This is a genomic window from Paenibacillus vietnamensis, assembly GCF_020169515.1.
GTDB lineage: Bacteria > Bacillota > Bacilli > Paenibacillales > Paenibacillaceae > Pristimantibacillus > Pristimantibacillus vietnamensis.
Genome location: NZ_JAHMHW010000002.1, coordinates 232,545 through 245,144, shown reverse-complemented (window position 1 = coordinate 245,144; position 12,600 = coordinate 232,545). Strand labels below are relative to the sequence as shown.

Here is a 12,600-nt window from a genome sequence, read left to right as displayed (position 1 = left end):
AGAATGAGGCGATTGGCTAAGCCGGGATGGACTTGCCAAGCGTAAACGGCTGTCGCCGTCCTTTGGCGGCAAAAGCTCGCCATCGCGATGAAATATAAGTCAAGTATAAAGTGAAATTTATACTTTCTTATATTTTTAAAAATACCGATCCGACTTGACAATCGCCGAGCGGGTTTGGTATTTTTGTATTAATGATTAGCACTCGATCCTGTTGAGTGCTAACGACATCAGGCCGAACCGGTTAAATACCTAATCTGTAAGGGGGATTCGAATGCTCACGGAACGACAACGGATGATTTTGCATGCAATAGTGGATGATTATATTCGCTCGGCTGAACCGGTCGGTTCGCGGAGTATTTCGAAGCGCGGCGACGTCGGCTACAGCCCGGCTACGATCCGCAACGAGATGGCTGATTTGGAGGAGCTAGGTTTTCTCGAGCAGCCCCATACATCTGCCGGACGTATTCCTTCGACCAAGGGTTACCGGTATTATGTCGACCATTTGATCAAGCTGAATGAAGTGGATGATCATGAACTCGGCATGGTGCGGTCGTTCGTAACCGAGAAGATGAACCAGATGGAGCAGGTTATCCAGCATGCGGCGATGATTTTGTCGAATTTAACGAATTATACGTCGATTTTGCTTGGACCCGAAACGCTCAGCACGTCCTTGAAGCATTTTGGCCTTGTTCCGCTTGACCAGCATTCCGCCGTCGCGATTATTGTGACGAATACGGGACATGTGGAGAATCGGACGATCACGATACCGGCCGGACTTAAGATGGAGGACATGGAGAAGGTTGTCAACATTTTGAATACAAAGCTGGTCGGCGTGCCGCTTGTCCGTCTCCGCTCGAAGCTGTACACGGAGGTCGGCCAGGAGCTTGAACGTTATGTCGACCATTATGAGCAGGTGCTTCAGGTGCTTGACGATGCGCTTCAGAATGAGGATGAGCACCGGCTCTTCCTTAGCGGTACGACGAACATGCTGACGCAGCCCGAATTCAAGGATGTCGATAAAGTAAAAACGATCCTCGATTTGCTGGAAGAAACGCCTACCATTCTGAAAATGTTTTCCGGTATACCGGCAGGTATACAAGTGCGCATTGGAACAGAGAATGACCACAAGGCGATCAGCGATTGCAGTATTATAACCGCAACCTATTCGGTTGACGGCCAGTCGCTGGGCACAATCGGCATTCTGGGTCCTACCCGGATGGAGTACGGCAAAGTGATCAGCCTCCTCGATTTGATCTCGAAGGACATGACGGTGCTTCTGGGCCGGTGGTATAAATGAACTTTTTTTAAGGAGGTGATTGCATGAGTACGAAAGAACAGCATAACGAAGCAGTCGAAACAGCCGAGGTTGAAGAAACTGCAGCCGAAGAGCAGAACGGGCAATCCGCTGAAGAGCCGGCTGTCGAGGAAACGGGTCGGGACGCCCGGTACGTGGAACTGGAAAAGCTTGCTGAAGAGAATCAGCAGCGTTACTTACGAGCGCAGGCGGATTTCGATAATTTCCGCCGCCGTACGCAGAAGGAAAAGGAAGAGCTCGCGCAATACGCATCCATGAAGCTGATCGGCCAGCTGCTGCCGGTTGTCGATAACTTCGAACGTGCCGTATCCGCGGCTTCGGCTGGCGGCGATTTTGAATCGCTCGCGAAAGGCGTCGACATGATTTTCCGCCAGCTTACGCAAACGCTGGAACAGGAAGGGCTGAAGGCGATGGAAGTCGTCGGCGAGCCGTTTAACCCTGATTTCCATCAAGCGATTATGCAAGTCGAATCCGATGAGCATGAGGAAGGCATTATCGTGGAGGAAGTTCAGAAGGGGTATATCCTGAAGGAAAAGGTACTGCGCCCTGCGATGGTTAAGGTCAGCGGCTAAACGAAAAATGCTGATTTGATATACAAGGAACGACAACATTATTTTCACAATCAAATTAGGAGGAACCTAACGATGAGTAAAGTAATCGGTATTGACCTGGGTACAACAAACTCTTGCGTTGCAGTTATGGAGGGCGGCGAAGCCGTCGTCATTCCGAATCCGGAGGGCAACCGCACGACTCCATCGGTAGTCGGCTTTAAGAAGGACGGCGAGCGCGTCGTCGGCGAAACGGCGAAGCGCCAAGCGATCACGAATCCGGACCGCACGATCAGCTCGATCAAACGCCATATCGGTACGAATCATAAGGAAAAAATCGACGACAAGGAATATACGCCGCAGGAAATTTCCGCTATTATTTTGCAGAAGCTGAAAGCTGACGCGGAAGCGTATTTGGGCCAAACCGTTACCCAAGCGGTTATTACCGTTCCTGCATACTTCAACGACAGCCAGCGTCAAGCGACCAAAGACGCCGGTAAAATCGCAGGTCTTGAAGTTCTTCGTATCGTCAATGAGCCTACTGCAGCCGCGCTTGCATACGGACTTGAGAAATCGGAAGACCAAACGATTCTGGTCTATGACCTTGGCGGCGGTACGTTTGACGTATCGATCCTTGAGCTTGGCGACGGCTTCTTCGAGGTTAAGGCGACCAGCGGCGACAACAAGCTCGGCGGCGACGACTTTGACCAAGTGATCATCGACTATCTCGTGAACGAGTTTAAAAAGGATCAAGGCATTGACCTTTCCAAAGACAAAGCGGCTGTTCAGCGTTTGAAGGACGCAGCCGAAAAAGCGAAAAAAGAGCTTTCCGGCGTACTTACTTCGTCCATCTCCCTTCCGTTTATCACGATGGTAGACGGCGTTCCTCAGCACTTGGAAATGAGCCTTACCCGCGCGAAATTTGACGAGCTGTCGGCCGCTCTCGTAGAGCGTACGCTTGGACCTACTCGCCAAGCTCTCAGCGATGCGGGCATGTCGCCAAGCGATATCGATAAAGTCGTACTGGTCGGCGGATCGACTCGTATTCCGGCCGTTCAAGACGCGGTTAAAAAGCTGATCGGCAAAGAACCGCATAAAGGCGTGAATCCGGATGAGGTTGTAGCACTCGGTGCAGCGGTTCAAGCGGGCGTTCTGACCGGCGACGTGAAGGACGTAGTATTGCTTGACGTAACTCCGCTGTCGCTCGGTATCGAAACGGCAGGCGGCGTGTTCACGAAAATGATCGAGCGCAACACGACGATCCCGACAAGCAAATCGCAAGTATTCTCGACCTATGCTGACAATCAGCCTGGCGTTGAGATTCACGTACTGCAAGGCGAACGCTCCATGGCGAACGGCAACAAAACGCTTGGCCGCTTCACCTTGAACGATATCCCTCCTGCACCGCGCGGCGTACCGCAAATCGAGGTTACGTTCGACATCGATGCCAACGGTATCGTTAACGTATCCGCACTGGACAAAGGAACCGGCAAAAGCCAAAAAATTACGATCACATCCTCCAGCGGCTTGAGCGAGCAGGAAATCGAGCAAATGATGAAGGATGCCGAGCTTAACGCAGAGGAAGACCGCAAACGCCGTGAGCTGGTTGAAGCGAAAAACAGCGCCGACCAACTGATCTATTCCGTAGACAAAACGATCAAAGATCTTGGCGACAAAGTGGATCCTTCCGAAATCGAAAAAGCGAACCAAGCGAAGGAAAAAGTTACTGCGGCAATTGCGACTGACGATATCGAGCAAATCAATGCGAGCGTGCAGGAGCTGACTGAAGTTGTGCAGCAGCTTTCCGTGAAGCTGTATGAGCAAGCGGCGCAAAATGCCGGTGAGGCGGAAGGCGCACAGCCTGAAGCAGGGGCTTCGAAAGGGAAGGACAACGTAGTCGATGCGGATTACGAGGTCGTTGACGATAAGAAATAAAGAGTAGCGGGCGAGAGGTCAAAGACAGGCGCTACCTGGCTTTGACCTCCTTTCGTGCGCTTATGTCCCGTGCGGGCATAGAATATAGCGGAGGTGAGAGAACGGGTGGCAGACAAACGCGATTATTACGAGGTGCTTGGGGTAGGTAAGGACGCCTCGGCGGACGACATCAAAAAATCATACCGTAAGCTGGCCAGGCAGTATCACCCTGACGTGAACAAGGCTGCGGATGCCGAAGCCAAGTTCAAGGAAGTGAAGGAAGCGTACGACGTGCTGAGCGACGACGGCAAACGCTCGACCTACGACCGTTACGGGCATGTCGATCCTAACCAGGGAATGGGCGGAGGCGGCGCCGATTTCGGCGGCGGCTTCGGCGATATATTCGATATGTTCTTTGGCGGAGGCGGCGGCCGGCGCGATCCGAACGCGCCGCAGCGCGGAAACGATTTGCAGTACACGATGACGGTCGAGTTCAAGGAGGCTGTATTCGGCAAGGAAGCCGAGATTACGATTCCGCGGACGGAAACCTGCGATACGTGCCACGGAAACGGCGCGAAACCCGGCACGAAGCCGGAAACCTGTTCGGTGTGCAGAGGCAGCGGACAGCAGGAGGTTGTCCAAAATACGCCGTTCGGACGTATGGTTAACCGCCGGGCATGTACGAACTGCAGCGGCACGGGACGCATTATTAAAGACAAATGCGGCAGCTGTCACGGTTCCGGCAAAATCAAGCGCCAGCGCAAAATCAAAGTCCGCATTCCGGCGGGCGTGGATGACGGCGCACAAATCCGCATGTCCGGAGAAGGCGAAGGCGGCCTTCGCGGCGGTCCGTCCGGCGACTTGTATATCGTTATCCGGGTAAAATCGCATGAATTTTTCGAGCGCGAAGGCGACGATATTTATTGCGAGGTTCCGCTTACTTTCGTTCAGGCGGCGCTTGGAGACGAGATCGAGATTCCGACGCTGACCGAAAAAGTGAAGCTGAAGGTTCCTGCAGGCACGCAGACGGGCACTTATTTCCGCCTCAAAGGCAAAGGCGTGCCGAAGCTGCGCGGCTACGGCCAGGGCGACCAGCACGTCAAGGTAACGCTCGTTACTCCGACCAATCTGTCGGATGACCAGAAGGAGCTGCTGCGGCAATTCGGCGGCGATAACGTCGGAGCGTCCTACGGGGCGGAGAATGAGCATCATGAATCGATCTTCGAACGGATGAAAAAGGCGTTCCGCGGCGACTAGCGCGGAACGTTTTTTTCTGTCTTCATCCGTATAGTTTCGCGCTGTCATACACATTCTATCCGAGTAGCAGACAATACATGAAGAGCTCGGAGGGAACAACGATGAACGAAAAAAATAGCATGGAAAAAGTAAATTTTGCCGAGCTGCCGGTCGGGAAAAATGAGGATGTAGAATTTTCCGAGGAGCTTGCGGACGAAGCCGACCGCATAGCGGCCGAGCGCGCCGCAGCGGCGGACGCCCGCAACGAGCAGTAACGCCGATGAGCCAGGTCGAAATAAAAGCAAGGTTCGAGGGCGAGCGCGCCGCGCAGGAGGCGTGGCACAAGCTTCATGCGCTGCGGGCCTTCGAGGTTAACGGATTGGTCGAGAGCGGCCTGCTTACCGCAACGGTGGATGAAGAGGTTGCTGAAAGAGCGATGCATCTGATCCAACAGATCGGCGGGAGCGCGGATACCGGATTATCGTAATCATACAAAAGCCAGCAGGCGTGAGCTTGCCGGCTTTTTGTTATGAAATTTTTGTGCAAAGGACGGTCTCTGGTGTACAATAGAATTTGGTTTTTTAAAAAACGGAGACAGACTTTACGCTTGTCATTGGAGGACTATACATATGAAATGGTATGAATTGACAATCTCGACGACCGAAGAGGCGCAGGAGATGATATCTAATTTTTTGCATGAAATGGGAGCGGGAGGCGTATCCATTGAAGAATCGGGTACGCTCAATAAGCCGCGCGATACGTCGCTAGGACAATGGTATGAACTGCCGCTTAACGATATTCCCGAGGGCCAGGCGATTATAAAAGGTTATTTTACGGAGGATACGGATGTGGATGCTCTTATTGCGGCGTTAAAGCCGCGGGTAGAGGAGCTGCGTGAATTCGACATCGATCCGGGAGCAGTCCAATATTCCTCGACTCTGGTGGACGATGAGGACTGGGCTACGGCATGGAAACAGTACTTTAAGCCTATCCGGGTGTCGGAGACGTTGACCATTAAGCCTACCTGGGAGAACTACAATGCCGCACCGGGAGAACGTATTATCGAACTGGATCCGGGCATGGCGTTCGGCACGGGTACACATCCTACGACAGCTCTTTGCCTGCAGACGCTTGAATCGGTCGTCAAAGGCGGCGAAGAGGTAATCGACGTCGGCACGGGCTCCGGCATTTTGGCGATCGGCGCTTGCAGGCTGGGTGCCAAAAGCGTCCTTGCTCTTGACCTCGATCCGGTAGCCGTGTCCAGCGCGACGGAGAACGTGAAGCTGAACGGTTTAAGCGATCAGGTCGAGGTGAAGCTCAGCGACCTGCTGGGAGTACTGAAAGACGACTCGGCGGAAGGTCAAGGCGCTTCGCTCGCGGTTACGTTGCCGGTTGATCTGGTTGTGGCAAATATTTTGGCTGAAATTATTTTGCTGTTTGTGGACGACGTCTATGCAGCGTTGAAGCCTGACGGCATTTATATCGCATCCGGAGTTTATAAAAACAAAGAAACCGACGTCGAAGAAGGTTTGCTTCGTTCCGGCTTCGAAATTATCGAAAAGCGCCGCGATGAAGAATGGATTGCGTTCGTGGCGAGAAAGCCGCAGGTGGGTTGATGGATCTGCAGCGTTTTTTATGGTATCCAATCGAGGATTTGCCCTTTATTGCGCTGGCTCTAATCATTGCATTTACCGTCCATGAATTTGCTCATGCATACAGCGCGTATAAGTTCGGTGATGACACGGCTTATAAGGCTGGTCGTGTTACTCTTAACCCTCGTGTGCATTTGGACGTTCTGGGAACCATTCTCCTCCTGATTGCAGGATTTGGATGGGCAAAGCCGGTTCCGGTCATGCCAGGCAGGTTCAAGCATCCACGACTTATGGGAATTGTGGTGTCAGCCGTTGGGCCTATAAGCAATTTGCTTATGGCAGTAATCGGAATGCTGGTGCTGTATATTTTGAATCAGACAGGTGTGCTGCATGCAGGCTCTCAGGGTGTATACTTAGCACTCGTGCATTTTTTTTATTACCTTATCACACTGAATCTGCTTCTATTTATTTTTAATTTAATCCCGTTGCCGCCACTTGATGGGTACCGTATTTTGTCGGATCTAATGCCATTAAAAATCCGCTACAAAATGGATCAAAATGTGCAATGGGGGATGTTTATTTTTTTATTGATGGTATTTATCCCGCCGCTGCGTGAGGTCACGCTGACACCGGTTCTCGGTTTGCAGTGGGACATATTCTTTATCTTGCGAGACTTCTTTGATTACGTATTCAGTCCGCTTGATTGGCAAAGCTTAATCATAGATTTTGCTATGTGATACATGGTAAGATGAAGGATGGAATTTGTTTAAGGGTGGTTTGACGACAACGATGCAACGATATTTCATTTCGGCCAAGCAATTTGGCGATTCCGATATTCGCGTAACCGGCGAGGACGCCTATCATGCCGTCCGGGTCATGCGCACTAAGCCTGGCGACAAGTTTATCGTCAGCGACGGCGAGAGCCGAACGGCGCTCGTCGCCGTGAGAGAAGCTACGCCAATGCAAATTACGGCCGATATTATTCAAATGCTGCCTCACGCAAGCGAGCCGGCATGGTCCGTCACGATTGCGCAAAGCTTGCCGAAGGGCGACAAGATGGAGCTCGTCATCCAAAAGGGGACGGAAATTGGCGCGTACTCGTTTATCCCGTACGAGTCCGAGCGGATGGTGGTGCAGTACGACGCGAAGAAGGAAGCGAAGCGGATCGAGCGCTGGACCAAAATCGCCAAGGAAGCAGCCGAGCAGTCCCACCGCAGCCGCATACCTGAAATCGAGCAGGTGCACAGCTGGCGCGAGCTGCTCGTCTTAATCAGCTCCTATGATCTCGTTTTGTTCTGTTACGAGAGAGAAGGCGACGCTGCTCACGGTAAAGGAATCCGCAGCGCGGTACGGGAATGGATGGACGGTTCAGGAGAGCGGGAATCCATCGCTGCGCCTGCCGTACTGCTCATCGTCGGTCCGGAGGGCGGCTTCACGGAGCGGGAAGCATCGGAAGCGGAAGCGGCCGGAGCCGTGCTGGTCGGCTTGGGAAAACGAATTTTGAGAACGGAAACGGCAGGAATCGTAGGATTAACCTGCTTACTATATGAATCAGGTGAAATGGGAGGAGCGTGACCATCATGCCAACGGTCGCATTTTATACGCTAGGCTGCAAGGTGAACTTCTACGACACGGAAGCGATCTGGCAGCTGTTTAAGCAGGAAGGCTACGAGCAGGTCGATTTCGAATCGACCGCCGACGTATATTTGATTAATACTTGTACGGTTACCAATACGGGGGACAAAAAAAGCCGGCAAATTATTAGGCGTGCCGTACGCCGGAATCCGGATGCCGTCATTGCGGTAACGGGCTGCTACGCGCAAACCTCACCAGCGGAAATTATGGCCATCGAAGGCGTGGATCTCGTCATCGGTACGCAGGACCGCGACAAAATCATGACGTTCGTCAATCAGATTCAAACGGACCGTAAGCCGGTGAACGCGGTTCGCAACATTATGAAAACGCGCGATTTCGAAGAGCTGGACGTGCCTGATTTTTCCGAGCGTACGCGCGCTTTTCTGAAAATCCAGGAAGGCTGCAACAACTTCTGCACGTTCTGCATTATTCCGTGGTCCCGCGGCTTGTCCCGCAGCCGGGCTGCGGAGAGCGTGCTGGAGCAAGCCAGAAAGCTCGTGGCTTCAGGCTACAAGGAAATCGTTCTGACAGGTATTCATACCGGCGGCTACGGCGACGACATGGAAAACTACAATTTAACCAGCCTGCTGTGGGATTTGGACAAGGTAGAGGGGCTGGAGCGTATCCGGATCAGCTCGATCGAGGCCAGCCAGATCGACGATGCGATGATCGACGTGCTTAACCGTTCCAGCAAAATGTGCCGCCATCTTCATATTCCGCTTCAGGCCGGGGACAACACCGTGCTTAAGCGGATGCGCCGGAAATATACGACGGAAGAGTTTGCGGCCAAAATCAAACGTCTTCACGAGGCGATGCCTGGCGTCGCGATTACGACCGACGTCATCGTCGGCTTCCCCGGCGAAACGGAGGAAATGTTCGAGAAGGGCTACCGGTTTATGGAGGAGCTTCAGTTTGCGGAAATGCACGTATTCCCATATTCCAAACGGACAGGGACCCCTGCGGCGCGTATGGAAGATCAAGTCGATGAAGAAGTGAAAAACGAACGGGTTCATAAGCTTATCGATCTGTCCGAGAAAATGCAGCTGCAATACGCCAAGCAATTTGTCGGCCAAGTGCTCGACGTCATTCCGGAACGGGAATACAAGGGCGCCCCTGGCTCGGGACTCGTCATGGGGTATACCGACAACTATATTCAAGTTGTGTTCGAAGGAGACGAATCGTTGATCGGCCAGCTTTGCCGGGTGAAAGTGACGGAAGCGGACGTCAATGAAAGCCGCGGGCAGCTTGTCCGCGTTCTCGACGCAAAGCCGCTGCCTGTAAGCGCTCCTGATCAGGAGCAAGAGCTCTTCAGCTTCGCGCAAGAGCGTCCGGAAGCTATCCGGCTGAATGCATAAAGGTTCATGACCCGCGGAGGATTCCTTTGCTTATCGATTCCAATGACGGAATAGATGGAGGAATCCTTTGCTGCATATACTTAATATCAAACGTTGCAAGGGGTGCCTCTTATGAAGGAAATTTCTGCGGGCGGCGTCGTATACCGCCATACCGATCAAGGAAAGCTGCAAATCCAGCTCATTCAGGACCGATACGGCAAAGTTTCCCTGCCGAAAGGCAAGATGGAGCCGGGGGAAACCGTCGAGCAAACCGCTTTGCGTGAAATTGCCGAGGAAACGGGGCTGATCGGCAGCATTATCGCTCCCATCGACCAAATCAAGTATCAATACGACCATCAAACGTTAGGCAAGGTCGATAAAGAGGTGCATTATTATTTGGTGGAAGCCGTTGGCGGTACGTTGCAGGCGCAGGTGGAGGAAATACGGGGAGTCGACTGGTTCGATCCGCTTGAAGCCTGGAAACGCCAAAAAAATTCCGGCTACGATAACAACCATCGGATCGTAGCCGGTGCGCTGCAGCTGCTTGGTATCGAGGTGGATCCGCGTTAAACGGCGCTCCCCAGTTTTGTTAAAGGCTTCAGATAGCAGAATGGCAGGGCAATCAGCGAGCTCGCAATGTTGAAAATCGTCTGTGCGTGGGCGATCTGGGAAGCTGCGGATGAGGATAGCGCGCCGGAGACGGCGCTCAGCTCGTGAATGAATGGCATAAACAGCAGCGCTCCGCCTACGTTCAGAACGATATGGGCGTAGGCGACGTATAGCCCGGCCTTGGAGCCGCCGATCGACGCCAGCAAGGCGGTCGCACATGTTCCGATATTGGCGCCGATGACGACGGCAACGCCAAGCTCGGGCGGCATCGCGCCCAGTGATACGAAGCCCATGATGATCGCAATGACGGCCGCACTGCTGTGTACGGCCGCGGTCAGAACGGCGCCGGCGGCAAGACCCCACCAAAGGCTTTCGCCCGATTTTGCAAGAAACCAGCCGAACATTTGGCTTTCCTGCACGGCGGGACCTACCGCCTGCATCATGGTCATGCCAGTCAGCAGTAAGGCAAATCCGCACAGCGCGATGGAGGAGTACCGCAGAGGCTCCAGCCATTTCATGCCGTGCAGCGCCGGGAACAGGCGAATTTCGCCAAGCAGCGCTGTCAGGAGCCAGGCCCCGATCGAGGCGAAGAGCAGCGGCGATGCCAGCTTGTTCAAATTCAGCCCGATCAATTCGGTCGTAATGCATGTGCCGATATTCGTGCCGAGGATGATGCCCAAGGTGCGGGGAAAAGAGAGAAGTTTTGCGTTCACCATGCCGATGGCGATGACCGTGACAGCCGTGCTGCTCTGCAGAAAAGCGGTCGTTACCGTTCCGACGGCCAAACCGTGCAGCGGCGTCGCGGTCGAACGCTCCAGCGCCGCATTCAGATAAGGGCCTGCAAGCCGGTGAAGCGCCAGCTCCATCAGCTTCATGCCGCATAGGAACACGGAAAATCCTAGCAGCATGGGAATGAGAATCGTATGAAGCATGAGACGGTCTCCTTCTTCGTAGGCGTAAGGTTCGTTTCGTATGTATACATATGCTTTTTGGTAGACAAGCATGACAAGCGTCAGGAAGAGGAGACTTGAAAGATGAGCAATCCGAAACTATGGTTACTGAAAGCAAGAAAAAAACGTTTGGAGCAGGGCCATCCTTGGGTGTACGCGACAGAGGCCGACCGTCTGGAGGGCGAAGCGCAGCCGGGCGATTTGGTTGACGTCGTCAATCACCAGGGGCGTTATCTCGCAACAGGCTATTGGAACCCGAATTCCCAAATCCGGGTGAGAATCGTCTCCTACGAGCCGATCGCAGCGATGGATGCGGAGTTTTTCCGCAGCCGGCTGCGCCAATGCGCAGAGCATCGCAGACGGTTCGTGAAGGACGCCGATTGCCGCCTCGTGTACGGTGAAGCGGATTTTCTGCCCGGTCTGGTCGTTGACCGGTTTAACGACGTGCTGGTGCTGCAAATTCTGACGCTCGGCATGGATGTCAGGCGCACCGAGCTGCTCGAAGCGCTGGTAGATGTATTCGCTCCGCGCGGCATTTACGAGAGAAGCGACGTAAGCGTCCGGACGCTGGAAGGGCTGGAAGAAAGGAAGGGCGTCCTGTACGGTGACTGTCCGCCGATTCTCGAAATCGAAGAGAACGGGCTGAAGCTTGAGGTCGATATCGTGGAAGGGCAAAAAACGGGTTACTTTTTCGACCAGCGCGAAAATCGCGCCGCTATTGCGCCGCTAATGACCGGCTGGGGCACCAGAAGCGGCATTCGCCTCGTCCCTGACGATTCTGGACAGGAGCACGGCTTTATTCCCGTTAACGCAAACGGAAAAACCGTAACGTTTCCATATTGGGACGGCGCCACCGTGCTGGAATGCTTTGCGCATACAGGGAGCTTTACACTCCATGCGTGCAAATACGGGGCAAAGAAGGTCACCTGCCTCGACGTGTCGGAGCATGCAATAGAGACAGCTAAACGGAATGTGGAGCGGAACGGCTTTTCAGACCGGGTTGAATTTGTCGTTGCCGACGCTTTCGATTATTTGCGGACGCAGGTGAAGGGCATCGACGAACGCAAACAGCGCAGCCAGGGCGGCAGCGATACGTCCAAAAAGCTGGAGAGCGGCGGACGGACATGGGATGTCGTCATCCTGGATCCGCCGGCTTTCGCGAAGACGAAAGGGGCGGTAGCGGGCGCTTGCCGCGGCTACAAGGATATTAATCTCCAAGGTCTGAAGCTGGTGAATGAGGGAGGATATCTCGTGACGGCGAGCTGCTCGTACCATATGAAGCCGGAGCTGTTTCTGGAAACGATACACGAAGCGGCTGTCGATGCTGGCAAGCTGCTGCGTCTGGTGGAATGGCGCGCAGCCGGAAAGGATCACCCTCAGCTGCTCGGCGTAAGCGAAGGTCACTATTTGAAATTTGCGATTTTCGAAGTGAGAAGCAAGCAATCTTGATTCTTGAATAAGTAAAGA

At 53.5% G+C, this 12,600-nt stretch carries 13 protein-coding genes; 12 read left to right on the top strand and 1 reads right to left on the bottom strand.

Annotated features, from left to right (window positions below; all coding sequences use genetic code 11):
- Positions 1-271 precede the first annotated feature (271 nt).
- The 11 genes from hrcA (at position 272) to KP806_RS06080 (ending at position 10,144) form a co-directional block, all read left to right on the top strand.
- On the top strand, positions 272-1,297 hold the full coding sequence (gene hrcA / locus KP806_RS06130) for a heat-inducible transcriptional repressor HrcA (protein ID WP_224722689.1): 1,026 nt from the start codon (positions 272-274) through the stop codon (positions 1,295-1,297).
- Positions 1,298-1,320: 23 nt separating this feature from the next.
- Positions 1,321-1,887 (top strand): nucleotide exchange factor GrpE, encoded by a 567-nt coding sequence (gene grpE, locus KP806_RS06125; RefSeq protein ID WP_224722688.1) that lies wholly within the window; start codon positions 1,321-1,323, stop codon positions 1,885-1,887.
- A 72-nt stretch (positions 1,888-1,959) separates the two neighbouring features.
- A complete protein-coding gene (gene dnaK / locus KP806_RS06120; protein ID WP_224722687.1) occupies positions 1,960-3,798 on the top strand; it encodes a molecular chaperone DnaK in 1,839 nt (612 codons plus the stop codon).
- Positions 3,799-3,903: 105 nt separating this feature from the next.
- Positions 3,904-5,034, top strand: a complete 1,131-nt coding sequence (gene dnaJ, locus KP806_RS06115) for a molecular chaperone DnaJ (protein ID WP_224722686.1) — start codon at positions 3,904-3,906, stop codon at positions 5,032-5,034.
- 101 nt (positions 5,035-5,135) lie between these two features.
- Entirely contained in the window at positions 5,136-5,288 is a 153-nt protein-coding gene (locus KP806_RS06110) for a YfhD family protein (protein WP_263575596.1), read from the top strand.
- A gap of 5 nt (positions 5,289-5,293) precedes the next feature.
- A complete protein-coding gene (locus KP806_RS06105; protein ID WP_224722685.1) occupies positions 5,294-5,500 on the top strand; it encodes a hypothetical protein in 207 nt (68 codons plus the stop codon).
- A 142-nt stretch (positions 5,501-5,642) separates the two neighbouring features.
- Complete coding sequence (gene prmA, locus KP806_RS06100) at positions 5,643-6,629, top strand: 50S ribosomal protein L11 methyltransferase (RefSeq protein ID WP_224722684.1); 987 nt, start codon at positions 5,643-5,645, stop codon at positions 6,627-6,629.
- Positions 6,629-7,342, top strand: a complete 714-nt coding sequence (locus tag KP806_RS06095; RefSeq protein WP_224722683.1) for a site-2 protease family protein — start codon at positions 6,629-6,631, stop codon at positions 7,340-7,342. Before prmA ends, KP806_RS06095 begins: the two co-directional genes overlap by 1 nt.
- A 52-nt stretch (positions 7,343-7,394) precedes the next feature.
- Positions 7,395-8,180, top strand: coding sequence for an RsmE family RNA methyltransferase (locus tag KP806_RS06090; RefSeq protein ID WP_224722682.1), 786 nt, complete (start codon positions 7,395-7,397; stop codon positions 8,178-8,180).
- A gap of 5 nt (positions 8,181-8,185) precedes the next feature.
- Positions 8,186-9,595, top strand: a complete 1,410-nt coding sequence (gene mtaB, locus KP806_RS06085) for a tRNA (N(6)-L-threonylcarbamoyladenosine(37)-C(2))-methylthiotransferase MtaB (protein WP_224722681.1) — start codon at positions 8,186-8,188, stop codon at positions 9,593-9,595.
- Between the two features lie 111 nt (positions 9,596-9,706).
- Positions 9,707-10,144, top strand: coding sequence for an NUDIX hydrolase (locus tag KP806_RS06080; protein WP_224722680.1), 438 nt, complete (start codon positions 9,707-9,709; stop codon positions 10,142-10,144).
- Here KP806_RS06080 and KP806_RS06075 read toward each other — a convergent pair.
- Positions 10,141-11,115, bottom strand: coding sequence for a Na/Pi cotransporter family protein (locus KP806_RS06075; RefSeq protein WP_224722679.1), 975 nt, complete (start codon positions 11,113-11,115; stop codon positions 10,141-10,143). The two genes, KP806_RS06080 and KP806_RS06075, sit on opposite strands and share 4 nt — an antisense overlap.
- A gap of 102 nt (positions 11,116-11,217) precedes the next feature.
- On the opposite strand from KP806_RS06075, the gene KP806_RS06070 reads away from it, so the two are divergent.
- Positions 11,218-12,582, top strand: coding sequence for a class I SAM-dependent rRNA methyltransferase (locus KP806_RS06070; RefSeq protein WP_224722678.1), 1,365 nt, complete (start codon positions 11,218-11,220; stop codon positions 12,580-12,582).
- Positions 12,583-12,600: the final 18 nt, after the last annotated feature.

Bases quoted from the DNA above. Each gene is read 5' to 3' on its own strand.
- hrcA (WP_224722689.1), top strand. From the start codon at position 272: ATGCTCACGGAACGACAACGGATGATTTTGCATGCAATAGTGGATGAT.
- grpE (WP_224722688.1), top strand. From the start codon at position 1,321: ATGAGTACGAAAGAACAGCATAACGAAGCAGTCGAAACAGCCGAGGTT.
- dnaK (WP_224722687.1), top strand. From the start codon at position 1,960: ATGAGTAAAGTAATCGGTATTGACCTGGGTACAACAAACTCTTGCGTT.
- KP806_RS06110 (WP_263575596.1), top strand. From the start codon at position 5,136: ATGAACGAAAAAAATAGCATGGAAAAAGTAAATTTTGCCGAGCTGCCG.
- KP806_RS06105 (WP_224722685.1), top strand. From the start codon at position 5,294: ATGAGCCAGGTCGAAATAAAAGCAAGGTTCGAGGGCGAGCGCGCCGCG.
- prmA (WP_224722684.1), top strand. From the start codon at position 5,643: ATGAAATGGTATGAATTGACAATCTCGACGACCGAAGAGGCGCAGGAG.
- KP806_RS06095 (WP_224722683.1), top strand. From the start codon at position 6,629: ATGGATCTGCAGCGTTTTTTATGGTATCCAATCGAGGATTTGCCCTTT.
- KP806_RS06090 (WP_224722682.1), top strand. From the start codon at position 7,395: ATGCAACGATATTTCATTTCGGCCAAGCAATTTGGCGATTCCGATATT.
- mtaB (WP_224722681.1), top strand. From the start codon at position 8,186: ATGCCAACGGTCGCATTTTATACGCTAGGCTGCAAGGTGAACTTCTAC.
- KP806_RS06080 (WP_224722680.1), top strand. From the start codon at position 9,707: ATGAAGGAAATTTCTGCGGGCGGCGTCGTATACCGCCATACCGATCAA.
- KP806_RS06075 (WP_224722679.1), bottom strand. From the start codon at position 11,115: ATGCTTCATACGATTCTCATTCCCATGCTGCTAGGATTTTCCGTGTTC.
- KP806_RS06070 (WP_224722678.1), top strand. From the start codon at position 11,218: ATGAGCAATCCGAAACTATGGTTACTGAAAGCAAGAAAAAAACGTTTG.